Annotated in this window: 20 protein-coding genes; 17 read left to right on the top strand and 3 right to left on the bottom strand. The window is 66.5% G+C overall.

The window, feature by feature from the left end; all coding sequences use genetic code 11:
* The first annotated feature begins 7 nt into the window (after nucleotides 1-7).
* From BWQ93_RS20850 to BWQ93_RS13980, 15 genes are all read left to right on the top strand, one after another.
* Nucleotides 8-160: a hypothetical protein gene (locus tag BWQ93_RS20850; protein WP_156878246.1), complete on the top strand. Its 153-nt coding sequence runs from the start codon at nucleotides 8-10 to the stop codon at nucleotides 158-160.
* A 306-nt stretch (nucleotides 161-466) separates the two neighbouring features.
* Nucleotides 467-2,281 (top strand): ABCB family ABC transporter ATP-binding protein/permease, encoded by a 1,815-nt coding sequence (locus BWQ93_RS14040; RefSeq protein WP_077031092.1) that lies wholly within the window; start codon nucleotides 467-469, stop codon nucleotides 2,279-2,281.
* Between the two features lie 12 nt (nucleotides 2,282-2,293).
* The gene (locus BWQ93_RS20845; RefSeq protein WP_156878245.1) at nucleotides 2,294-3,325 is read left to right on the top strand and encodes a hypothetical protein; all 1,032 of its coding nucleotides are present in this window, start codon (nucleotides 2,294-2,296) and stop codon (nucleotides 3,323-3,325) included.
* A 306-nt stretch (nucleotides 3,326-3,631) separates the two neighbouring features.
* Nucleotides 3,632-5,656 (top strand): putative bifunctional diguanylate cyclase/phosphodiesterase, encoded by a 2,025-nt coding sequence (locus BWQ93_RS14035; RefSeq protein WP_232314613.1) that lies wholly within the window; start codon nucleotides 3,632-3,634, stop codon nucleotides 5,654-5,656.
* Nucleotides 5,657-5,744: 88 nt separating this feature from the next.
* Nucleotides 5,745-7,382: a YbaL family putative K(+) efflux transporter gene (gene ybaL, locus BWQ93_RS14030; RefSeq protein WP_077031091.1), complete on the top strand. Its 1,638-nt coding sequence runs from the start codon at nucleotides 5,745-5,747 to the stop codon at nucleotides 7,380-7,382.
* A gap of 138 nt (nucleotides 7,383-7,520) precedes the next feature.
* A complete protein-coding gene (recQ, locus tag BWQ93_RS14025; RefSeq protein WP_077031090.1) occupies nucleotides 7,521-9,299 on the top strand; it encodes a DNA helicase RecQ in 1,779 nt (592 codons plus the stop codon).
* Nucleotides 9,300-9,448: 149 nt separating this feature from the next.
* Nucleotides 9,449-10,444, top strand: a complete 996-nt coding sequence (locus tag BWQ93_RS14020) for a hypothetical protein (RefSeq protein WP_077031089.1) — start codon at nucleotides 9,449-9,451, stop codon at nucleotides 10,442-10,444.
* A 138-nt stretch (nucleotides 10,445-10,582) separates the two neighbouring features.
* Nucleotides 10,583-10,885 (top strand): UrcA family protein, encoded by a 303-nt coding sequence (locus tag BWQ93_RS14015; RefSeq protein ID WP_156878244.1) that lies wholly within the window; start codon nucleotides 10,583-10,585, stop codon nucleotides 10,883-10,885.
* Between the two features lie 21 nt (nucleotides 10,886-10,906).
* Complete coding sequence (locus BWQ93_RS14010) at nucleotides 10,907-11,971, top strand: AraC family transcriptional regulator (protein ID WP_077031087.1); 1,065 nt, start codon at nucleotides 10,907-10,909, stop codon at nucleotides 11,969-11,971.
* Nucleotides 11,972-12,045: 74 nt separating this feature from the next.
* A complete protein-coding gene (locus BWQ93_RS14005; protein ID WP_077031086.1) occupies nucleotides 12,046-12,867 on the top strand; it encodes a sterol desaturase family protein in 822 nt (273 codons plus the stop codon).
* 119 nt (nucleotides 12,868-12,986) lie between these two features.
* A complete protein-coding gene (locus BWQ93_RS14000; RefSeq protein ID WP_077031085.1) occupies nucleotides 12,987-13,421 on the top strand; it encodes a TIGR01244 family sulfur transferase in 435 nt (144 codons plus the stop codon).
* Nucleotides 13,418-13,825, top strand: a complete 408-nt coding sequence (locus tag BWQ93_RS13995; RefSeq protein ID WP_077031084.1) for a hypothetical protein — start codon at nucleotides 13,418-13,420, stop codon at nucleotides 13,823-13,825. Before BWQ93_RS14000 ends, BWQ93_RS13995 begins: the two co-directional genes overlap by 4 nt.
* Complete coding sequence (locus tag BWQ93_RS13990; protein ID WP_077031083.1) at nucleotides 13,818-14,717, top strand: sterol desaturase family protein; 900 nt, start codon at nucleotides 13,818-13,820, stop codon at nucleotides 14,715-14,717. Before BWQ93_RS13995 ends, BWQ93_RS13990 begins: the two co-directional genes overlap by 8 nt.
* A complete protein-coding gene (locus BWQ93_RS13985) occupies nucleotides 14,710-14,988 on the top strand; it encodes a hypothetical protein (RefSeq protein WP_156878243.1) in 279 nt (92 codons plus the stop codon). The genes BWQ93_RS13990 and BWQ93_RS13985 overlap by 8 nt, the downstream gene beginning before the upstream one ends.
* A gap of 85 nt (nucleotides 14,989-15,073) precedes the next feature.
* Nucleotides 15,074-16,660, top strand: a complete 1,587-nt coding sequence (locus tag BWQ93_RS13980; RefSeq protein ID WP_077031081.1) for a GMC family oxidoreductase — start codon at nucleotides 15,074-15,076, stop codon at nucleotides 16,658-16,660.
* A gap of 166 nt (nucleotides 16,661-16,826) precedes the next feature.
* Here BWQ93_RS13980 and BWQ93_RS20840 read toward each other — a convergent pair whose 3' ends face one another.
* The gene (locus BWQ93_RS20840; RefSeq protein WP_077031080.1) at nucleotides 16,827-17,369 is read right to left on the bottom strand and encodes a winged helix-turn-helix transcriptional regulator; all 543 of its coding nucleotides are present in this window, start codon (nucleotides 17,367-17,369) and stop codon (nucleotides 16,827-16,829) included.
* A 79-nt stretch (nucleotides 17,370-17,448) separates the two neighbouring features.
* Between BWQ93_RS20840 and BWQ93_RS13970 the strand changes: the two genes are divergently transcribed.
* A complete protein-coding gene (locus tag BWQ93_RS13970) occupies nucleotides 17,449-17,823 on the top strand; it encodes a VOC family protein (RefSeq protein ID WP_077031079.1) in 375 nt (124 codons plus the stop codon).
* Nucleotides 17,820-18,311 carry a hypothetical protein gene (locus BWQ93_RS13965; RefSeq protein WP_077031078.1) on the top strand — a complete coding sequence of 164 codons (492 nt, stop codon included), beginning with the start codon at nucleotides 17,820-17,822 and terminating at the stop codon, nucleotides 18,309-18,311. The genes BWQ93_RS13970 and BWQ93_RS13965 overlap by 4 nt, the downstream gene beginning before the upstream one ends.
* 218 nt (nucleotides 18,312-18,529) lie before the next feature.
* Here BWQ93_RS13965 and BWQ93_RS13960 read toward each other — a convergent pair whose 3' ends face one another.
* Both BWQ93_RS13960 and BWQ93_RS13955 read right to left on the bottom strand, forming a co-directional pair.
* Nucleotides 18,530-20,899, bottom strand: a complete 2,370-nt coding sequence (locus BWQ93_RS13960; protein ID WP_077031077.1) for a TonB-dependent receptor — start codon at nucleotides 20,897-20,899, stop codon at nucleotides 18,530-18,532.
* Nucleotides 20,900-21,178: 279 nt separating this feature from the next.
* Complete coding sequence (locus tag BWQ93_RS13955) at nucleotides 21,179-22,639, bottom strand: ammonium transporter (protein WP_077032420.1); 1,461 nt, start codon at nucleotides 22,637-22,639, stop codon at nucleotides 21,179-21,181.
* Nucleotides 22,640-22,643: the final 4 nt, after the last annotated feature.

Here is a 22,643-nt window from a genome sequence, read left to right as displayed (position 1 = left end):
AGGCCCCATGCGCTTCTCCCCCCTCGTCCCCCCGCGGCGTCCCTTGTTCGGTCGGCGCGTCGATGCGCCGGATCATCAGGAACTGGCGGGGCCGACCCCCGACGAACGGCGGCTGATCGACCGCCTGCTGCGGCGGGCGGGGTATCGCGATTCGCGGTAGAGAAAAGAATCGCACGCAAAGGCGCAAAGGCGCGAAAAAGAAATTTCTCACAAAGACACAAAGAGGGCGCGCCAAGCCCGCGGACGTCGGCCCGTCGCCGCAGGCGACCTTATCAAGGCGCTTGGCGCGAGCCTGGTACCGCGCCCGCTGCGTGCGCCGCCCTCTTTGTGTCTTCGTGTGAGTCCCTTTTTCTTTCTTTTTTCTTCGCGCCTTTGCGCCTTTGCGTGAAACTAAAATGGCACTGCGCCCGAAGGCTTGGCCAACCGCGCTTGGCGCGACACCCCCGCCACCCTACATAGGCCGCGCATGCCGCCCGATACGTCCACTTCCGCCGAGGCGGCCAAGGAGCCGCCCGTCCTCGCGACGCTGCGGCGCTTCCTTCCCTATCTGTGGCCCGCGGGGAACGGCGGGCACAAGGTCCGCATCGTCGCCGCCGCGCTCATCGTGCTCGCGTCGAAGGGCGTGCAGCTGTCGATGGGTTTCCTCTACGGCGCGGCGATCGACAAGATGGCGCGGGGGATGCAGGAGGGGGTGGCGCTCGCGATCGGGCTGGTGCTCGCTTATGCCGGCGCACGCTTCGCCGGGGTGCTGTTCGACAATCTGCGCAACGTCGTGTTCGAGCGCGTCGGGCAGGATGCGACGCGCGAGCTGGCGATCGCGACCTTCACCCACCTCCATGCGCTGAGCCTGCGCTTCCACCTCGCGCGGCGCACCGGCGAGGTGACCAAGGTAATCGAGCGCGGGACGAAGAGCATCGACACGATGCTCTATTTCCTGCTCTTCAACATCGCGCCGACGGTGATCGAGCTTGCCGCGGTGCTGATCATCTTCTGGACCAAGTTCAGCTTCGGGCTCGCCAGCGCGACCGCGCTGATGGTGGTGCTCTACATCATCTTCACGCGCAAGGTGACCGACTGGCGCAATGCGCTGCGCGTCCGCATGAACGACCTCGACACGCTGACCGTCGGGCGCAGTGTCGACAGCCTGCTCAATTACGAGACGGTCAAATATTTCGGCGCCGAGGAACGCGAGGCGGCGCGCTATCGCGACGTCGCCGACCAATATGCCAAGGCCGCGGTGAAGAGCGAGAACAGCCTGGCGTGGCTCAACATCGGGCAGAGCTTCATCACCAACGCCGCGATGGCGGGGGCGATGGCCTATACCGTGTGGGGCTGGTCGATCGGCGAGTATAAGGTCGGCGACGTGGTGCTGGTGAACACATTGCTCGCGCAGCTGTTCCGCCCGCTCGACATGCTCGGCATGGTCTATCGCGTGATCCGCCAGGGGCTGATCGACATGGAGGCGATGTTCCGCCTGATCGACACCCCGCCCGAGGTGCGCGACGCCGACGGCGCCTGGCCGCTCGTCGTGAACGGCGGCGCGGTGGCGTTCGAGAATGTGGTGTTCGGTTACGAGCCCGACCGGACGATCCTGAACGGCGTCAGCTTCGCCGCGGGGGCGGGCGAGACGGTGGCCATCGTCGGGCCGTCGGGCGCGGGCAAGTCGACGATCGCGCGGCTGCTCTTCCGCTTCTACGACCCGCAGGGCGGGCGCATCACGATCGACGAGCAGGATATTTCGCAGGTGACGCAGGCGAGCCTGCGCGCCGAGATCGGCATCGTCCCGCAGGACACGGTGCTGTTCAACGACAGCATCGGCTATAACATCGCCTATGGCCGCGCCGATGCGAGCGCCGAGGCGATCGCGGCGGCGGCCGAGGGCGCGGCGATCGACGGTTTCATTTCGATCCTGCCGCAGGGCTATGACACCGAGGTCGGCGAGCGCGGGCTGAAGCTGTCGGGCGGCGAGAAACAGCGCGTCGCGATCGCGCGCACTCTGCTCAAGAACCCGCCGATCCTGATCCTCGACGAAGCGACGAGCGCCCTCGACAGCCGCACCGAGGCGGCGATCCAGGCGACTTTGGAGCGAATTGCGGAGCGCCGCACGACGCTGGTGATCGCGCATAGGCTGTCGACGGTGGTCAACGCCGACCGGATCATCGTGCTCGACCGTGGCCGTGTGGCGGAGACGGGGACGCACGAAGAGCTGCTGCGGATGCGCGGGCTCTATGCCGACATGTGGGCTAGGCAGCAGGCGGAGAAGGAGGAGGGGACGGTATGAAGGGGAATCCGCATGTTTCGATCTAAGACCGCTTTGGTGGTTGGCGCCGGTGCGAGCTGCGAAGCGAAATTTCCGGACGGACAAGGCTTGCTTAAGGAAATCCGAAAAATTCTGGATATCCGCTTCGAAATGGGGAACCGCCTAAACAGCGGAGACTATAAAATTTCTGAGGCGTTACGTGATTTGATGCCAGACCGTCAGTACGGTGCGGATTACAACAAATATTTGGCTGCCGCTTGGCGAATCAGGGATGCGAGCATTCTAGGTTTGTCGATAGATAACATCATTGAACAGCATGACGACGACGATCGCGTTGCTATATGCGGGAAATTGGCAATTCTTAGGTCAATTCTTCAGGCCGAAAGAGATAGTCTATTAATGCCTCCGCGAGATAGGCCGGATTCTATCAACATAGGGGCATTGGCGCACACTTGGTATGGGCGCTTCGGTCAAATCTTGGTTGAAAATATACCACGTCGCCGAGCTAAAGAAGTTTTTGAGAACCTTTCTATTATTTGTTTCAATTATGACCGCGCTCTTCAGCACTTCCTTCCGTTTTCATTAGCTACCTCCTGGGGCATAACTCTCGACGAAGCGCGTGAATTGACCAAGTCGCTTCGTATCATGCATCCCTATGGTCGGGTGTCCTCTCTTCCATGGGAGGTCGCAAATGGCGGGGTGTCATTTGGCGGCACTGAAAATGCTCAATATGCGGGATTGGTGGAGCAAATTCGTACGTTCAGTGAGAGAATCGATGACGCAGTGGCGCTTGCTCAAATTCGCAACACGCTTACCGATGTAGATCAGGTCATATTCCTTGGATTCGCATTCCACGCGCCAAATATGGATATCATCCGGCCAGCCGATTCTGGAGCTGAGCGAGTGCTAGCTACCGTCTATAATTTGCCTGAGAACGAACAGCGCCAGATTGAGCGCCAAATACGAGGAATGTTCAATTTGCCGGAGGGCGTGGAAGGCTTAGTGCTGCACAACGGAACTTGCTCGGACCTCTTTCGGGAAAACTGGCGCACAATCTCGGCGTAGCTATGTGCTTCAGGTCTACGCAAACATGCTTATGCTGCGCTTATCGGGATAGTTGGTTTGAAACACCAATCAGGCGAGTCCCAAATCACGTCAAATAAGCGCACCCGCAATTGTGTCGGCGGGTTTCGGCACGGCGCGCGCGAAAACTTCCTTCGGGCTTAACAGCCGGACTGCAAAAAGAGTGGCGCGCTGGAGGATTTGCCCTCCCCACCGTCAACAAAATTTACAAATTTGTAAGCAATTACCGCCACATCCGCTCCGGCCCGGACCTATTCCGGCAGGGCCTCTGCGTCGGAAGGTGGGGTTTTGATCAGGCTGGCCATGTGCATCGCGGTCGAGCATGACCCGTGGCTCGTCGCGCTGGCGGTGCTGATTTGCGGCGTCGGGGCCTTTGCCATCGTCCAGATGTTCGAGCGCGCGCGCGGGGCGCCGCGCGGGCAGGGCTTTGCCTGGGCCTTCCTCATCTCGGTCGCGGCGAGCGCGACGATCTGGTGCACGCATTTCGTCGCGATGCTCGCCTTCGAGGCGAAGGCGCCGGTGACGCTCGACCCGGTGCTGACCATCGCGTCGCTGATGGTCGCGATGGTCGGCTGTTTCGCCGGCTTCACGGTCGCCGCCTGGGGGCGGCACGACGCATGGGGCTGGCTGGGCGGCGCCTTGTTCGGCGGCGCGATCGCGGCGATGCATTTCACCGGCATGATCGCGTACCGCGTCGACGGCATCGTCCAGTGGGACATGAATTATGTGATCGCGGCGATCGTCAGCGGGGTCGGGCTGGCAGCGGCGGCGGTCGCGCTGCTACGCACGCGCCGCGCGGTGCGCCACCGCGTGCCCGTCGCGACCGCGCTGATCGTCGCGGCGATCGCGCTGCTCCACTTCCTCGCGATGACCGCGATGCGCATCACCCCAATGGCGCTGGATGAGACGCCGCTGCGCCCCGAGGGGTTCAACGCGCTGGCGCTGGCGACGGTGCTGGTCGGCGGGATCGTGATCGCCGCGGGCGTCTTCGCCGCGATGCTCGACCGCCAGACGCGCTCTGACGCGCTGCGCGAAATGACGCGCATGGCGATGAACGACAGCCTGACCGGGCTGCCCAACCGCGTCGCGTTCCGCGAGGAACTGGGGCGCCAGATCGACATCGCGCGCGAGAGCGGCGAGCGCGTCGGGCTGTGCGCGATCGACCTCGACCGCTTCAAGGAGGTCAACGACGTCCACGGCCACAAGGCGGGCGACGCGGTGCTGGTGCGCATCGCGCAGCGGCTGCGCGGCTCGCTGGGGCTGGACGAGTTCGTCGCGCGGCTGGGCGGCGACGAGTTCGTCGCATTGAAGCGCTTTACCGACCGCGCACAGATTGCGGCCTTCGCGGCAAGGCTCGACGCCGAATTGAAGGCGCCGCTGGCGTTCGAGGAATTCGAGGCGCGGCTGGGCGCGAGCATCGGCATCGCGGTCTTCCCCGACGACGCCGCCAATGCCGACATGCTGGCGAACAACGCCGACCTCGCGATGTACCGCGCCAAGGCCGATTCGGCGCCCGTGCCGCTCCATTATGATTCGTCGCTCGACGAGGCGATCCGCGACCAGCGCGAGCTCGCCGCGGACCTCCGCCGCGCGATCGACCGCGGCCAGCTCGACGTGCATTATCAGGTCCAGACCTCGGTCACGAGCGGTGCGGTCACCGGTTATGAGGCGCTGCTGCGCTGGACGCATCCTTTGCGCGGGCCGATCCCGCCGACGGTCTTCATTCCGATCGCCGAGGCGAACGGCTTCATCCTGACACTCGGCGAATGGGTGCTGCGCCGCGCCTGCACCGACGCCGCGGGCTGGCCGCACCGGACCAAGGTCGCGGTCAATGTCTCGCCGCTGCAGCTGTCGCACGCCGACCTGCCGCGGCTGTTCCACCAGATCCTGCTCGACAGCGGGCTGCCGCCGCGGCGGCTCGAGATCGAGCTGACCGAGACCGCGATCATCGCCGACCGCGAGCGCGCGCTGCACGTGCTGCGCCAGATCAAGGCGCTCGGCGTCGGGGTGGCGCTCGACGATTTCGGGACCGGCTATTCGTCGCTCGAGACCTTGCGCGCCTTTCCCTTCGACAAGATCAAACTCGACCGCTTCTTCGCCGCCGAGCTGGAAGGCAATATCCAGTCCACCGCGATCCTCCGCGCGGTGCTCGCGCTCGGCAAGAGCCTCTCCATTCCGATCCTGGCCGAGGGGATCGAAACCGCCGAGCAGCTCGACGTGCTGCGCCGCGAAGGCTGTGACGAGGCGCAGGGCTTTCTGATCGGGCGGCCGGGCCGCGACGTCGCGGGCGGGGCTGCGGTGGCGGTGGCCTAGCTTTTGTGGGCCAATCCGCTGCCATTCGGATGATCTTTTTGCGCCGCACAACTTGACCCCCGGCGCCCCTGCCTCCTAGGCAAGGGTCATGCCGCACGACACGACATTGATCGGCACCGTGGTCGCCGGACTAGGGGTGGCGTTCCTGATGGGCGCGCTTGCGCACCGGCTGCGGATTTCACCGATCGCGGGCTATTTGCTCGCGGGGATCATGGTGGGTCCCTTCACCCCGGGGTTCGTCGCCGACACCGGGCTTGCGATGCAGCTCGCCGAGATCGGGGTGATCCTGCTGATGTTCGGGGTGGGCCTCCACTTTTCGCTGAAAGATCTGCTGTCGGTGCGCCGGATCGCGGTGCCCGGTGCGGTGCTGCAGATCGCGGTCGCGACCGCGCTGGGCATAATGCTCGGGCTGTGGCTCGGCTGGTCGATCGAAGGGAGCGCGGTCTTCGGGCTGGCGCTGTCGGTCGCCTCGACCGTGGTGCTGCTGCGCGCGCTGCAGGCGCGCGACATGGTCGAGACCGAGAAGGGGCGGATCGCGGTCGGCTGGCTGATCGTCGAGGATCTGGTCATGGTGCTCGCGCTGGTGCTGCTGCCCGCGATGTTCGGCGACCTCGGCGACGAAGGCGGAAGCGCGGCGCTGCTGCAGTCGGCGGGGATCGTGCTGGTCAAGGTCGTGGGGTTCGGCGCCTTCATGTTCCTGGTCGCGCGGCGGGTTTTGCCCTGGGTGCTCCACTGGGTCGCGCATTCGGGATCGCGCGAGCTCTTCCGCCTCGCGGTGCTCGCGATCGCCTTGGGGGTGGCGTTCGGCGCGGCGGTGATCTTCGATGTGAGTTTTGCGCTGGGTGCCTTCTTCGCGGGCATGATCCTCGGCGAGACGCAGCTGTCGCGCCGCGCCGCCGAGGAGACATTGCCGCTGCGCGATGCCTTTGCGGTGCTCTTCTTCGTGTCGGTCGGCATGCTCTTCGATCCCAAGGTGCTGGTCGAGCAGCCCGGGCCGGTGCTCGCGACGGTCGCGATCATCGTCTTCGGCAAGTCGATCGCCGCCTATGCACTGGTCCGCGCCTTCGGCCATCCCAACCAGACCGCGCTGACCGTGTCGGTCAGCCTGGCGCAGATCGGCGAATTCTCGTTCATCCTAGCAGGGCTCGGCGTCGGGCTGGAGGTGCTGCCCGAAACCGGGCGCGACCTGATCCTCGCGGGTGCCTTGCTGTCGATCCTGTTCAACCCGATCTTCTTCACCCTGATGGTCAAGCGCATCCGCACCGCGGAACCTTTGTTGGACGACAGGGCGCAGGCCGCGGCCGACGCGGCGTGCAACGCGGGCGTGGTGCTGATCGGCTATGGCCGCGTCGGCAGCCATATCGGCTCCTTGATCTGTGGCCGCGGCGAGGGGCTGACGGTGATCGAGGACCAGAAGGACATGGCGGCGGCGGCCCGGGCGGCCGGCGCGACGGTGATCGTCGGCGACGCGACCAAGGAGAGCATCTTGCGCCAGGCGGGGATCGAGGACGCCGCGACCTTGCTGATAGCGATCCCCGAGGGGGTCGAGGCAGGCGCGGTGGTGCGCAAGGCGCGCGCGATCAACCCGAAGCTGGTGATCGTCGCACGCGCGCATTCGGACGAGGAGGTCGCCGACCTGGTGCGGCGCGGCGCGGATCATGTCGTGATGGCCGAACGCGAGACCGCGGCGCGGATGGCGGAACGGGCGATGCTGACGCTGGCCTAAGGGAAAACCGTTCGCATCGAGCGAAGTCGAGATGCCCATCGATCGTGCGCGCCTTCGGGGTGTCTCGACTTCGCTCGACACGAACGGAAATCAGGACAGGGGTTTCGTCCCGCCCTCAACTTCCCTATCGCCGCCCTTATGTCCGCCGACGCGCTGCTCCCTCTCCTCAAATCGACCTTCGGTTTCGACCATTTTCGCGGGAAACAGGGCGATGTCGTCGACCGCGTGATGGCGGGGCAGCGCACGCTCGCCGTCATGCCAACCGGCGCGGGCAAGTCGCTCACCTACCAGCTGCCCGCGGTCGCGCTGGACGGCTGTGTCGTTGTCGTGTCGCCGCTGATCGCGCTGATGCACGACCAGCTGCGCGGCGCGCGCGCGGCGGGGATTCGCGCCGCGTCGCTGACCAGCGTCGACGCCGATTTCGCCGACACGCGCCAGGCCTATCGCGACGGCCAACTCGACCTCCTCTATATCGCGCCCGAGCGCGCGACGGGCGAGGGATTCCGATCGCTGATGGAGGCGCGGTGTCCGGCGCTCTTCGCGATCGACGAGGCGCATTGCGTGTCCGAATGGGGGCATGATTTCCGCCCCGACTACCGCTTGCTCCGCCCGTTGCTCGACGCCTATCCCGACGTGCCGCGGCTCGCCCTGACGGCGACCGCCGACAAGCACACGCGCGAGGACATTCTCGTCCAGCTCGGTATCCCGGCGGACGGGCTGATCCTCGCGGGCTTCGACCGGCCGAACATCCGCTACGCGATCCGCCCGCGGATCGGCGCCGCGAAACAGCTCGCCGATTTCATCGCCGCCAATCCGGGGCCCGGCATCGTCTATTGCCCGACGCGCGACGGCACCGAGCGGATGGCCGAGAAGCTCGCCGCGGCGACGGGGCGCCCGGTGTCGGCCTATCACGCCGGGCTCGACCCCGAACGGCGCGCACGCGTGCAGCATGATTTCGTCGCGTCGGAGGACGGCATCGTCACCGCGACGGTCGCCTTCGGCATGGGCATCGACAAGCCCGACGTGCGCTTCGTCGCGCATGCCGGGCTGCCGAAATCGATCGAGGCCTATTATCAGGAGACGGGGCGCGGCGGGCGCGACGGCGACCCCGCCGAGACGCTGATGCTGTGGGGCGCCGAGGATTTTGCGCGCGCGCGCATGCGGCTCGGCGAGCTGCCCGAAGCGCGCGTCGCGGGCGAACGCGTGCGATTGAACGCGATGGCGGCGCTGGTCGAGACGAGCGAATGCCGCCGCGCCTTGCTGCTCCGCCATTTCGGCGAGAGCCCGCCCGAACGGTGCGGCAATTGCGACAATTGCCTCGAACCCCCGGCGCGGATCGACGCGACGATACTCGCGCAGAAATTGCTCAGCGCGGTCTATCGCACCGGGCAGAGCTTCGGCGCGGGGCATGTCGAGGCGGTGCTGACGGGGCGGAGCGACGAGCGCATCGCGAGCCGAGGCCACGACAAGCTCTCGGTCTTCGGCATCGTCGCGGGCGACGAGGCGCGGCTGATCAAGCCGCTGGTGCGCACGCTCGTCGCGCGCGAGGCGCTGGAGACGACCGAGCATGGCGGGCTGATGTTCGGCCCTGCCGCGCGCGCGATGATGAAGGGCGAGGTGTCGGTGACGATCGCCGAGCCGCCCGCGCGGCGGACGCGGCGCGAACGCGGCGGCGGCGCGGGCGGAGTGGCGAACCCGGTGGGCGATCCGCTGTTCGAGGCGCTGCGCAGCGTTCGGCGCGAGCTGGCGGCCGAGGCCGGCGTGCCGCCTTATGTGGTCTTCCACGACGCGGTGCTCCGCGCGATGGCGGCCGACAAGCCCGACAGCCTGCACGCGATGGGCACGATCCCCGGCGTCGGCGCGAAAAAGCTCGAAGCGTGGGGCGACGCATTTCTGGCAGTGATCCGGCAGTTTTGAGGTTTGCTCAAGCCGTTCCCAGGCGAAAGCCGGGGCCCAGGCGATAAGCTCCAGCCTCTGGGCCCCGGCTTTCGCCGGGGAACAGATGCTTGACACGACCGCGATCGACAATAGCTAAGCGGACAGGGTCGCGGCTTTAGGAGCCTGCCATGCCGCGCTATGCCCTGCCGTTGATCCCCGCCTTGTTGCTCGCCTTTCCTGCCGCCGCGCAGGACGAAGCCCCGCTCACGCAGGAGGCCGCGATGCGCTGCGGGGTACTCAACAGCCTGATGGGGGTGCTCGAAGAGGGCGACGCCGAGAAGAGCCGAGCCCGCAACGCCATCGCGCTGACCTGGTTCAGCCTCGGCAGCAATGCCGAGGGCGCCGACGAGGCCGCGGGCAAGGCGGTGTTCGCGCGCGTCCATGAAGAGGAAGGCAAGGCGGTCGTCGCGCTCCCGGCCGAAGGAAATGCCCGCGCCGAGCATCTGCTGCAGCGGCTCGATGCCTGCGACGACCTCAAATATGCGCATGCGCCCGCCTTTCGCGCGATGGCCGATTTCCTCGCCACCGCCGACGCCGCGCAATTCGCCGGCGACGCGGCGCTGCGGCGCCAGGGCAAGGAACCGCCGCCGATCCCTGAGAAGGATCTCGCCTTCGGAGACGGCTGGACCTTCCAGTCGCGTGGCAACAGCTGCACCGCGGTGAAGATGCTCAGCGAGCACCTCGAACTGCGGCTCGGCTTCAACAATTTCGAGGATGGCGCGGTGTGGCTCACCGGGCCGAAGCTGCCGCCCTTTCCCGACGAGGATATCGACGCTGCGGTCGCGAAGCACGACCGGGGCGCGGTCGAGGACGAGGCGGCGGCGGGCGAGGGAGGCATCCCCGTCTATGGCTTTGCGCCGGGCGTCACCTACGCCAATTATCCGGGAACCGCGTTGTTCGTCGACGGCAGGATCGCGGCGCGCATCGTCTATGGCGCGACCGAGCAGGGCGAGACCGCCTATCGCATCGGCCATCTGCAAAACTGGATCTGGCCGAAGCTCAAGGCGGGAAAGGAATTGCGCGCCAAGGTGCTGGGCAAGGAGGTCGGCGTGGTCCAGCTTCCCGCCGCGGGCGGGCTGTGGGCCGAGATGCAACGCTGCATCGACCAATATCCCGAGGGGTAGGACCCCGGCACCCGCCGATTCCGAAACGGGCTAGCCGATTTCCAAACCCGCCGCGATTTGCGGCGCACGCTGCTGCATCCGCTCCCCATCGGCGCTCTCCCCTCTTGTCTGGCGCCGGTGATCGAAGGAGCAAAGCCCATGAACTATAAGATCCTCACCAGCCTGTTCGCCCTCGCCGCCGCAACGCTGCCCTCGGCGGCGGCGGCCGAACCCGCCGCGACCTTGCGCGTCGACCTGACCGGCATCGACCTCGCCACGCCGCGCGGGGCCGAGGCGGCGCAGCGGCGGATCGACCGCGCGGTCGCGCGCTTTTGCCGCAACGATGTCGAGCATCTGAGCTTCGGCGCCCGCCGCGCCGCCCGCGAGTGCCGCGAGAGCGTCCAGCGCGACGCGCTGGCGATATTGGACAGCCGCCGGGCGCAGCAACTGGCGGCGCGCTGAGACCTGCGTTAGCAGGCGGCGATGGCGATGCTCGACCTTTTCGATGCGCTGATTCGCGGCGGCGGCATATCGCTGTTCCTGCTGTGGATCGCGCTGCTCTGGCGCGATCATCGTGCGGTCGCGGCGGCGCGCGTCGCGATCGCGATGAACGTCACGATCATCGCCTATCTGCTCTCGGGCTTGTTCAAGCCGCACGGTACGGGGCAATATCCGTACATCGTCTTCGACATGCTGTCGGTGATGGTCCCGGCGCTGTTCTGGCTGTTCGCGCGGCTGTGGTTCGACGACCGCGCCGAGATCGGCTGGCGCAGCTGGTGCCCCATACTCGCCTTCGCCGCGCTGCCGCTCGCGCAGGCGGGGCTGATCGCGGCGACCGGGCGCTATAGCTGGGAAATCTGGGCCATCGTGCGTTTCGGCATGTTCGGCTTCGCGCTTGCGGGCATGTGGATCGCCTGGCGCGGGCGGACGACCGATCTGGTCGAGGCACGGCGCGGCTTTCGCCTCGGCCTGATCGGTGCGATCGGCGGTTTCATCCTGCTCGTGACCTTCGTCGAGATGTTCCACAACCGGCGGGATGGCCATGAGGTCTGGCGCGCGGTGACGCTCGCCGCGATCTTCGTCGCGACCTTCATCGTGTCGATCGGGTTGTACCGCTTCCGGTCCGCCGAGCTGTTCGCCGCGCCCGATGCGCCCGCGCCGCCCGGGCGCGCGCGGCCGCCCGCCGCACCCTCGTCGCTCGCGAAGCGGCTGACCGCGCTGATGGCCGAGGAGCGCGCCTATCGCGCCGAGGGCTTTTCGATCGCGATGCTCGCGGCAAGGCTCGGCGAGCCCGAATATCGCGTGCGGCGCGCGATCAACGGCGAGATGGGGTATCGCAACTTCACCGCCTTCCTCAACGGTTTCCGCCTCGACGAGATACGCGGCGCGCTCGCCGATCCCGACCAGCGCGAGGTACCGATCCTGACGATCGCGCTCGACGCGGGCTTCGGCTCGCTCGGCCCGTTCAACCGCGCCTTTCGCGACGCCGAAGGCATGACGCCGAGCGAATATCGCAACCGGCGCCTCGCCGATTCCGGAATCGGCTAGCCATATTTGGACTGCGGGGAGCGCGCGGCGCGGCGGCGTGCTGAGGCGCGGGCATCCAGAAACAGGACGCCCCGATGCTCGACGCCTTTCCTCCCCTCGCCAATCTGGTCCACAAGGGCCCCATCGTCTTCGCCTTCGATTTCGGGCGCTATCTCGCCGCCGCGGCGCTCGTGACCGCGATCGTCTGGGTACTGCGTCGGACGCAGCTTCGGACCCGCAAGATCCAGCCGCGCGAGGCGACCTCGGCCGACCGGCGGCGCGAGGTGGCGCAGTCGGTGCAGACCGTCGGCGTCTATACCTTCGTCTCGGCCTTCATCATCTGGGGCGTCGATGCCGGAATGCTGCACCGCTTCGAGGGTAGCTATGGCTGGGCGGGCGACCTTGCGCTGCTCGGCGCGATCATTCTGGCTCACGACGCGTACTTCTATTGGGTGCACCGCGCGATGCATCACCCGAGATTGTTCAAGACCTTCCACCGCGCGCATCATCGCTCGATCACCCCGACGCCGTGGGCGGCATACAGCTTCGCCATCCCCGAGGCGTTCGTGATGATCGCCTTCGTGCCGATCTGGCTCTTCTTCGTGGCCACCCCGGGCTGGGTAATGCTGACTTGGATCCTGTTCCAGATATTGCGGAACGCGATGGGGCATGCGGGCTTCGAGCTCCACCCGCGCTGGTGGCTGTCGACGCCGCTCGCCCGCTGGATCAACACCACGACGCACCACGACCTCCACCACAGCGGCGGCTTCAACAAGAATTACGGCCTCTATTTCACCTGGTGGGACAAATGGATGGGGACCGAGCATCCCCGCTATGCCGAGCGTTTTGCCGAGGTCGTCGCGGCCGACCGCGAGACATCCGCCGAACCCGCGCGCCCGGTACCCGCCGCGGCATGATCGCTCTTCCGTCTTCCCGGGCGAGGGGTCCGGGAAGGGCAAAGCGGAGGCCCGGGGGTGCGTGCATCCCCGGGTTTTCCCGCTTGTCAGTGGGCGCAGGGCGGGAGTAGATCGGCGCCATGAGCGATTTTCGAACCCTGTCCGCCGGCTATAGCGTCGCCCCGCAAATCTCGATCGAGGATATCGCCGAGGCCAAGGCGCAGGGCTTCGCGATGGTCGTCAACAACCGCCCCGACGGCGAGGAACCCTCGGCGCCGCAGGGCGATGAAATCGCCCACGCCGCCGCGGCCGAGGGGCTGGCCTATGCTGCAATCCCGGTGGGTCATGCAGGCTTCAGCCATCCGCAGCTCGACGCGCTCGACGCGGTGCTCGCGGGGGCGACCGGTCCGGTGCTCGCCTATTGCCGCTCGGGCACGCGCTCGACGCATTTATGGGCGCTGGCGCGCGCGCGGGCGGGCGACGATATCGACGGCATCGTCGATGCCGCGGCGCAGGCGGGATACGACCTCAGCGGCCTGCGCCCGATGATGGACGCGCTTTCGGGGGACAAATGAGCCTGGCGGATATCATCCAGCTCGGCGCATCGCTGGTAGCGGTGTTCTTCGTCGCCTGGCTGGTCGGGAAATTGGGGCTCGGTGCCGATCCGCGGATCGAGGACGCCGATCATGCGATCCGCCTCGCCGAAGAGGCCGAGGCGGGGTTTCGCGGCACCGACGTCGCGCGCGACCGCGCGGGTTTCGCGGCGATCGTGCGCAACGCCGAGGGGCGGATGATGCTGGTGCGTGCGCACGGCAATCATTTCGCGGCGCGGCCCGTGGACCGCCAGATGATGGCGCGGCTCGACAAGGATTTCCTGACCCTGACCCCGCCCGAACGCACCTTCGGCGCGGTGACGCTGCAGCTCGGCAAGGAGGCCGGGGTGTGGGCGGCGCGGATGCGGGAGATTCCCGGTGGATAAATTGCCCGATCCGGTGGTCTATGCGGTCCCGGCCTTCATCCTGCTGCTGATCGCCGAAATGGTCTATTCGCTGCGCAAGGACAGGAGCCGCTTCGAGGCGCGCGATACGCTGACCTCGCTGATGCTCGGCACGGTGAGCCAGGTCGCGGGCGCGCTCGTCGGCGCGGCGGTCGTGGGCATGTCGGTGTGGGTCTATCAGTACCGGCTGTTCGACATCGGGCTCGATTTTGCGAGCTGGTGGTGGGCGTGGATCCTCTGCTTCTTCCTCGACGATCTCGCTTATTATGTCTTCCACCGCAGCGCGCACCGCGTGCGCTGGTTCTGGGCGAGCCATGTCATCCACCACAGCTCGCAGCACTATAATCTCTCGACCGCCCTCAGGCAGACCTGGACGGGCTTCTTCAGCCTGACCTTCCTCTTCCGCCTGCCTTTGTTTCTGATCGGCTTTCCGCCGGCGATGGTGTTCTTCTGCGCGGGGCTGAACCTGATCTACCAGTTCTGGATCCATACCGAGGCGATCAAAAGGCTGCCGCGCTGGTTCGAGGCGGTGATGAACACCCCGTCGCACCACCGCGTCCACCATGGCGTGAACCCGCGCTATCTCGACGCCAACTATGCCGGCGTGTTCATCATCTGGGACAAGATGTTCGGCAGCTTCGTCGCCGAACGCGACGACGAGCCGGTGCGCTATGGTATCGTCAAGCAGCTGGGCAGCTTCAACATATTGTGGGCGGCAGTCCACGAATGGGTCGGCATCGCGAAGGATGTCTGGCACGCGCCGTGGCGGCACAAGCTCTCCTATATCTGGCGCGAGCCCGGCTGGAGCCACGACGGCAGCCGCGCGACGAGCGCAATGATCAAGGAACGCTGGGAAGCCGGGCGCAGTGAGTGATGCCGTTCGATCGGTGTCGAGTTGGATTGCGCTGGCGGCGGGATTGTTCGCACTGACGGCCCTCGGCGCCGTGGCCGTCGATGTCTTGTCGTTTGAAAGCTTCATTGTGCTCAAGGTTATTGCGAGCATGATTTTTCTGCCCAGCGCGATCGCTGGCTGGGAGCCCGGATCGCGATTGATCGTCGCGGTCGGTCTACTCTGCATTCTCCTGAGCTGGCTCCCTCTCGCCGGAATCTATTATTCCTGCACCGTCCTGAAAGACTGTCTCTAGTAACCGACCCCCCTTGCTTCGCTCTCTAATGACATTCATGTAAGCACCCATATGACCACCGCGCGGGTGGCGAGGGGAGCGGTATATGGATGCGTTCGACATCATCGTCATCGGCGGCGGCAGCGCGGGGAGCGCGGCGGCGGGGCGGCTCGCCGAGGATGGCAAAAGGACCGTGTGCCTGGTCGAGGCGGGCGGGACGAACGACATCGTCCGGGTGAAGACCCCAGGCTTCATGCCCTTCATCCCCAAGGCGTCGAATTACCAATATGACACGCTCCCGCAAAAAGGGCTGAACGGGCGGATCGGATACCAGCCGCGCGGGCGCGGGCTCGGCGGGTCGAGCGCGATCAACGCGATGGTCTATATCCGCGGCCACGCCTTCGATTACGACCAGTGGGAAGTGCTCGGCGCGACCGGCTGGAGCTATGCCGACGTGCTGCCCTATTTCAAGCGCAGCGAGGGCAACGAGCGCGGCGCCGACTATTTCCACGGCAGCGACGGCCCGCTCCATGTCATGGACCAGCGCTGGCCCAATGTGACGAGCCGGCGCTTCGTCGAGAGCGCGGCGGCGCTGCAACTGCCGCGCACCGCCGATTTCAACGGCGCGAACCAGGAGGGTTTCGGCTTCTATCAGGTCACGCAGAAGGCCGGCGAGCGCTGGTCGGCGGCACGCGCCTATGTCGAGCCGCTGCGCGCGCACGGCAATTTCACCGTGTGCACCAAGGCGCTGGTCGAGAAGATCCTGATCGAGGACGGGCGTGCGACCGGGGTGGTGATCCGCCGCGGGAGCAAGCGCGAGACGCTGCGCGCGCGCGGCGGGGTGGTGCTGTCGGCGGGGGCGTTCGGTTCGCCTCAGATCCTGATGCTGTCGGGCATCGGCCCCGGCGCGCATCTCAAGGAGCAGGGCATCGACGTGGTCGCCGATCGCGCCGCGGTGGGCGCCGATCTGCAGGACCATATCGACTATGTATCGAGCTGGGAGACGCGCTCGACCGAACCCTTCGGCGACAGCCTCGGCGGCACCTGGCGGATGGTGAAGGCGATCTTCGAGCATCGCACGCAGCGCACGGGGATCATGACCACCTGCTTCGCCGAGGCGGGGGGCTTCTGGAAATCGCACCCCGACCTGCCCGCGCCCGACATCCAATATCATTTCGTGCCCGCGATGCTCGAGGATCATGGGCGAGCGAAAGTCAAGGGGCATGGCTTTTCGTGCCACGCCTGTGTGCTGCGCCCCGAAAGCCGCGGGACGGTGCGGCTGGCGTCTTCGGATGCCGCGGCGCCGCCGGCGATCGATCCGGGTTTCCTGACCGACGAGCGCGACATGGCGACCTTGCGCGCAGGCGTGCGGATGATGCACCGTATCGCCGCGGCGCCGCCGCTCAGCGACTATGCCGGGGTCGACCGGCATCCGGTGAACCTTGCCGACGACGCCGCGCTCGACGCACTGATCCGGTCGCGCGCCGATACCGTCTATCACCCCGTGGGCACGTGCCGGATGGGCAGCGACGCGGCGGCGGTGGTCGATCCGACGCTGAAGGCGAAGGGCATCGACGCGCTCTGGGTCGCCGACGCGAGCATCATGCCGCGGCTGGTCAGCGGCAACACCAATGCGCCGAGCATCATGATTGGTGAGCGCGCTGCGGATTTCGTGAAGGCGGCTTTGGTCTGACCTCCCCTCTCCCCTTCAGGGGAGAGGATATGTAGGCTTGGCGCGTAGCGCCTAGCCGGAGTTGGAGAGGGGAAGGGCGCGCGATTGCCCTTTCTTACCCCTCTCCAAGCTTCGCTAGCTCCTGACGGAGCAAGCTGGGCTATCCTCTCCCCTGAAGGGGAGAGGGTTAAATGGCGCACGCCTCCGCCAGCACCCTTCCATTCCCCGTCAGCCCATAGAGGCTGCTCGGCGGCCTTGTATCGACCACCGCGCGCATCACCAGCCCGTGCCGGCCCAGCGCCGCCAGCCCCAACGACAGCGCGCGCGGGGTCGCGGGGGCGAGCAGCCGCGACAGCGCGTTGAAGCGGTCGTGCCCCGCGCCGATTCCCGCGACCAGCGGCAGCCCCCAGCGCGTTGCCCCGCCGGGCGGCAAGCCGACTGCCGCCTGCGCCGCGGCGATCGTCGCGGCGCGCAGCGCGGCGGCATTGCCGGCTTCGGTGAGGATATATTCGGGGCGCAGCGGATGGCCGTGGCCGGGGTTGCGCTGAACCCAGCCCTGCGCCGCCGCCGCGTCGAGCGTGCGCGCCAGGCTGTCGCGGGGCAGCTGCAAGCGGTTCACCAGCTCGACGAAGCGCGCGCCGCGATGTGCCGCGAGGTCGGCGAGCAGGGGCACGAGCCAGCGGTGGCTGGTCAGCTGCGCGAGCAGCGGATCGGGGGTGCTTGACGGCATTTGCAAGTAACTATACAAACCGGACCGTCGAAGCAAGCGGATTGGAGCTCGGGGCTCCGGCCGAAGAGGGAGTAATCGCATGGCGTTGAAGATCGGATCCGAGCTCACCTGTTCGATGGGGGTCAGGGACATGACCGCGTCGATCGCCTGGTACCAGCGCGTGATGCTGTGCGAACTGCTCTACCGCGCCGACGAGATCGGCTGGTGCGAGCTCCGGACTCCGATGGCCGGGGTCAATATCGGGCTCAGCCAGGTCGAGAGCGTGACGCACGGCGGCGGCGCGACCAATGTGTTCGAGGTTGCGGATATCGAGGCGGCCAAGGCGCATCTCGACGCCGAAGGGGTAAGGCAGGACGGCGACATCCAGCATATCCCGGGGCTGGTGAAGCTCATCACCTTCTACGATCCCGACGGCAACGCCTTCATGTTCTCGCAGTCCGAGATGGCGGCATGACGCCGCTGTGGTGGGCGGCGGCCGCACTAGTCGCGCCCGCCGCTCCTGCCGAGGCGCCGTCGCTCGCCGCGTGGCACGGCCACTGGATCGGCGAGGGGCAGGCCTTCGGCAAGCCCGCGACCGCGACGCTCGCCATCGCGCCCGGCGCGGGCGGCGCGGGCGGCGCGACGACGCTGACCTACCGGCTGACGATCGCCGGTGAGCCGCCGGTGATCTATTCGGCCGACGCGACCTATGCCTTCGACGCGAGGGGCCGGCTGCGCGGTACATGGGCCGACAGTTATGGGCGCAAGCGGCCCATCGCGGGCGGCGCGGAAGGTGCAACATGGTGGACGCATTGGGGCAGCGCCGATGTCGAGATCGGGCGTTCGACCTATGTGCTCGGCGAAGGCGGCACGCTGGCGGTGAGCGATTCGGTGCTGCAGCCCGACGGCGGCTGGCGGGTTTTTGCTGCGCTGCAATATCATCGGAAATCCGCGGAAAATTGAGCGGGCTTTTGTGCGCGCTCATGTTGCGCACAAAAAAAGAGGGCCGGGACTTGCGTCCCGGCCCAGCCTTTCAGGCTCTCCCCTCCTGAAACTCTTGAGGGTTGAATGCCATATTAATGTCATGATGAAAAGGCCTAAATTTGCATCACCACTGCCTATTTTTCGGGCAGCAAAAAGGGCGGGTTCCGAAGGCCGGAACCCGCCCTTTTTTGTGCGCGTCAGAAGCTCTGGCGCGCGGTGATGCCGAAGGTGCGCGGCTGGCCGACAGTATAGCCGAGGCGCGCGCGCCCGCCGCGTTCGCGGTCGAACGAGAGCAGCGCGTTTTCGTCGAGCAGATTGTTGACATAGACGCTCAGCGACAGCCCGCTGTCGAAGTCGACACCGGCACTGAGATTCACCAGCTGATAGTCGGGCAGCTGGAGGTCGACCGTCGTCGCGGCATTCGCCGGGGCGCCGCCGAAGGGCAGGCCATGGACGAAGGTGCGCGGGTTGTTTTCCTGGTCTGCCGGCTGCGTGTAGCGCGTGCCGACGTGCTGGAACGAGGCGCCGAGATAGGCCGACGCGCCGTCCGAGATCGGGAATTCATAGCTGCCCGAGGCCGACAGCTGGAACTTCGGCACCGACGGCAGGCGATTGCCTTCGCGGATCCCCGTCGCCGCGGCGAGCACGCCGGGCAGGGTGGTGTCGAATTCGGCCTCGATCAGGCTGCCCGACAGGTTGAGGTCGAGTCCGTCGACCGGGGTCAGCCCCAGTTCGAATTCGACGCCCATCGAATGCGCCTTGTCGACGTTGAAGACGATACGCGACGAGCAGCTGCCCGCGTCGAGCGTCACCTGCAGGTTGCGGATGTCGTTGTAGAAACCCGCGGCGTTGAAGGTGAAGCCGCGGCCCTGCGATTTCACCCCGACCTCGTAATTCCACAAAGTCTCGTCGTCATAGTCCTGGAAGCCGCCGAACAAGGCCGCGTCGGCGGGGGTGCAGAGCGGCAGGTTCAGGGGATCGTTGACCCCGCCAAGACGGAAGCCCTTCGACGCCTGCGCGTTGATGCTGATGTCCTCGCTGACGTCGTAACTGAGCAGCACGCGCGGGCTGATGCCGTTCGAGCGCGTCTTGTCGCGGCGGTTGTCGCCATTGGCGAACAGCCCGCCCGTGACGAAGCGCCGCGTCTCGACGAAGTCGTAATAGCGGCCGCCCACGGTGACGTCGAAAGCGTCGGTGATCGAATAGGTGCCTTCGCCGAAGATCGCGAGCTGCTTGATATTATAGGGCAGGTCGGCGTTGTACGGCGAGTTGGCGGGGAAACCGTTGGCGACCGCCGCCGATGTGCCCGCGCCCAAGGTCGCGTCGGTCACCGCGTCGTAGCCCGGGGTGGGCAGGCGCTGGCGATAGAAACGATCGGTGCTCGAATAGAAACCGCCGAACACCCACTGGAACGCGCCGTCATAATCCGACGCGAGGCGGATTTCCTGGGTGAAGGTCTTGAGGTCGGTGGTGTCGACGAGGTTCGACGGCAGCAGCACGCCCGCGGTGGGGAAGCCGAGGTCGACCGACACCGATCCGGTGAGCGCGCTCGCGTCGCGGCTGACCAGGATGTCGCGGTTGGTGTAGCTGGTCACCGAGGTCACCGACACGCCGTCGAGCTTGGCGTTCATCACCAGGTCGGCGATGATCGTCTCGTCCTCGAAGCCTTCGCGCAGCAGCAGATATTGCTCGCGCTCGTCATAGATCACCTGCGGCCGCGTCGTGGTGAAGCGGTTGCCGTAGAGATTGTAGATGTCCTGGCGGTTGAAGCCGTCGGCGGTCACCTTCTGATAGACGATGCGCGGGGTGATGGTGACGTCGTCGACGGGCTCGAAGGTGATTGCGATGCGCCCGCCATAGCGTTCGCCGCTGTTGACGTCGTCGCCGCCCGCCGGGCCGACCGCGTTGATGAAGCCGCCGTAGCGCGTGTAATAGCCGACCGCGCGCACCGCCGCCTTGTCGCCGAGCGGCAGGTTGATCGCGCCCTTGATATGGCCGCCGATATCGTCGCCGTCGACGAGGTTGACGTTCGCCTCGACGCTGCCTTCGGTCGTGCCGAGCTTGGGCTGGTTGGTGATGTAGCGGATGGTGCCGCCGACCGAGCCCGAGCCGAAGAGCGTGCCCTGCGGGCCGCGCAGCGTTTCGACGCGGTTGAGGTCGTAAAGGTCGATGTCGGGGGTGAAGAGCGAGAGTGAGATCACGCTTTCGTCGAGATAGACGCCGACCTGTTCCTTGACGCCGGGCTGGTCGCGGACGACCTGGCCCGCGGACACGCCGCGCACCGACACCTGGCTCTGCCCGGGCCCGAGGTTCTGGACCGACAGGCCGGCGACGTTGCGCGAGAGATCCTCGAGCGTCACCGCCCCCGATTTCTGGATGTCCTCGGCGGTCTGGGCGTTGATCGAAAAGGGGATGTCCTGAAGATTGGCGTCGCGCTTGGTTGCGGTGACGATAATGATGTTGCCGTCATCTTCTTCGGCGGCGGCGTCCTGCGCGAAAGCGGGCGTGCCAATAGTGGCCAGCGCGAGCGTCGAAAGCCCGGCCAGCAGCATCGTGCGAGCATGCATGGTAGTTCTCCTCACAAGGGACGCGGGGCTATGTTGCCCCGTCGTTGCGGCGAGAGGAGTGCGCCTGTTGTCACAAATGCGCAATGGGGTCCGAATCGCGCGTAACAAAATGTCGGCGCGCTGTGGCATTGCGGCCACAGACCAATCGGCGGAGGCCGTGCGGGCTGCAAGCAAAAAGAGGCCGGGGACAAGCCCCGGCCAGTGGTTCGCAGGAGGAACCCTGTTTGGACCCCGCCGCCATTTTGGAGAGGAGAGAGCGGCGGCGGGTGTCCAGTCTCTTCACATATTGTAGGCGCGCTCGCCATGCTCTGCGAGGTCGAGCCCTTCCTGCTCGACGTCCTTCGACGGGCGCAGGCCGATGGTGTATTTGAGGCCGAGGAACAGCACCGCGCTGACCACGCCGGTCCACACGACCGTGGTACCGACCGCCCAGATCTGCGTCATTACCTGACCTGCGAGGTCGAACTCGCCGGCCTTGGCGACGGGCGCGGTGTAGTCGATCCAGCCCTGGCCGCCCCATTCCGGGTTGGCGACAAAGCCGGTGCCGATCGCGCCGACGATGCCGCCGATCGCGTGGATGCCGAACACGTCGAGCGAGTCGTCATATTTCAGTTTCTTCTTCACCGTGGTGACGAAGAAGAAGCAGACCAGCGAGGCGACCGCGCCGAGCAGGATCGCAGTGCCGGGGTGGGCAAAGCCCGCCGCCGGGGTGATCGCGACCAGACCGGCGACGACACCCGAGACGCCACCCAGCAGCGAGGGTTTCTTGTGGATGATCTGCTCGATGATCGCCCAGGTCGCGCCCGCCGCTGCGGTGGCAACCAGCGTGTTGATGAAGGCCAGCGCGCCGAAGGCATTGGCTTCGAGGCCCGAGCCGGCGTTGAAACCGAACCAGCCGATCCACAGCAAGGAGGCGCCGATCATCGTCATGACCAGGTTGTGCGGGGGCATCGGTTCGCTGTTGTAGCCGAGGCGCGGGCCAATCACGAGGCAGCCGACGAGGCCGGCGATACCCGCGTTGATGTGGACGACGGTGCCGCCGGCGAAGTCGAGCGCACCCCAGCCCCACAGCAGGCCCATGTCGGTCGGCGCGGCGTGCAGGAAGTCCGGGCCGGCCCAGTACCACACCATGTGCGCGATCGGGAAATAGGCGAAGGTCAGCCACAGCACCGTGAAGATGATCAGCGGGGTGAACTTCACGCGCTCCGCAAACGCCCCGACGATCAGCGCCGGCGTGATGCAGGCGAAGGTCATCTGGAAGATCACGAAGACATATTCGGGGAGATAGACGCCGTTCGAGAAGGTCGCGGCGAAGGTTGTCACGTCGACGCCCGCGAGGAACGCCTTGTCGAAACCGCCGACGAGGCGAGGATCGAAGCTGCCGGTCGAGGTGAAGGCCATCGAATAGCCCCAGCTGAACCAGACCAGCGCCGCGACGCAGACGATCGTCAGCACCTGCATCAGCACCGACAGCATGTTCTTGGCGCGGACGAGGCCGCCATAGAAGAGCGCCAGCGCGGGCACCGACATCATCAGCACCAGCGCCGAGGCGACGAGCATCCACGCCACGTCGCCCTTGTTGACCATTTCGGCGGTCGGCACGAACGGGGCGGGCGCCGCCGCTTCGGCGGCCGGAGCCGCGGCGGCGGTCGCCGCTTCCTGCGCCCAGACGGGCAACGCGGCGAAGAGCGCGAGGCCCGCGGCCCCGGCTCCCGCCGCAATCTTGTTTGCGAAGTTCATTGCT

This window comes from Sphingopyxis sp. QXT-31 (assembly GCF_001984035.1).
GTDB lineage: Bacteria > Pseudomonadota > Alphaproteobacteria > Sphingomonadales > Sphingomonadaceae > Sphingopyxis.
Note: the sequence above shows the minus strand (reverse complement) of the source record. Positions and strands in the feature narration are given on the sequence as shown.

Bases quoted from the DNA above. Each gene is read 5' to 3' on its own strand.
- BWQ93_RS20850 (WP_156878246.1), top strand. From the start codon at position 8: ATGCGCTTCTCCCCCCTCGTCCCCCCGCGGCGTCCCTTGTTCGGTCGG.
- BWQ93_RS14040 (WP_077031092.1), top strand. From the start codon at position 467: ATGCCGCCCGATACGTCCACTTCCGCCGAGGCGGCCAAGGAGCCGCCC.
- BWQ93_RS20845 (WP_156878245.1), top strand. From the start codon at position 2,294: ATGTTTCGATCTAAGACCGCTTTGGTGGTTGGCGCCGGTGCGAGCTGC.
- ybaL (WP_077031091.1), top strand. From the start codon at position 5,745: ATGCCGCACGACACGACATTGATCGGCACCGTGGTCGCCGGACTAGGG.
- recQ (WP_077031090.1), top strand. From the start codon at position 7,521: ATGTCCGCCGACGCGCTGCTCCCTCTCCTCAAATCGACCTTCGGTTTC.
- BWQ93_RS14020 (WP_077031089.1), top strand. From the start codon at position 9,449: ATGCCGCGCTATGCCCTGCCGTTGATCCCCGCCTTGTTGCTCGCCTTT.
- BWQ93_RS14015 (WP_156878244.1), top strand. From the start codon at position 10,583: ATGAACTATAAGATCCTCACCAGCCTGTTCGCCCTCGCCGCCGCAACG.
- BWQ93_RS14010 (WP_077031087.1), top strand. From the start codon at position 10,907: ATGGCGATGCTCGACCTTTTCGATGCGCTGATTCGCGGCGGCGGCATA.
- BWQ93_RS14005 (WP_077031086.1), top strand. From the start codon at position 12,046: ATGCTCGACGCCTTTCCTCCCCTCGCCAATCTGGTCCACAAGGGCCCC.
- BWQ93_RS14000 (WP_077031085.1), top strand. From the start codon at position 12,987: ATGAGCGATTTTCGAACCCTGTCCGCCGGCTATAGCGTCGCCCCGCAA.
- BWQ93_RS13995 (WP_077031084.1), top strand. From the start codon at position 13,418: ATGAGCCTGGCGGATATCATCCAGCTCGGCGCATCGCTGGTAGCGGTG.
- BWQ93_RS13980 (WP_077031081.1), top strand. From the start codon at position 15,074: ATGGATGCGTTCGACATCATCGTCATCGGCGGCGGCAGCGCGGGGAGC.
- BWQ93_RS20840 (WP_077031080.1), bottom strand. From the start codon at position 17,369: ATGCCGTCAAGCACCCCCGATCCGCTGCTCGCGCAGCTGACCAGCCAC.
- BWQ93_RS13970 (WP_077031079.1), top strand. From the start codon at position 17,449: ATGGCGTTGAAGATCGGATCCGAGCTCACCTGTTCGATGGGGGTCAGG.
- BWQ93_RS13965 (WP_077031078.1), top strand. From the start codon at position 17,820: ATGACGCCGCTGTGGTGGGCGGCGGCCGCACTAGTCGCGCCCGCCGCT.
- BWQ93_RS13960 (WP_077031077.1), bottom strand. From the start codon at position 20,899: ATGCATGCTCGCACGATGCTGCTGGCCGGGCTTTCGACGCTCGCGCTG.
- BWQ93_RS13955 (WP_077032420.1), bottom strand. From the start codon at position 22,639: ATGAACTTCGCAAACAAGATTGCGGCGGGAGCCGGGGCCGCGGGCCTC.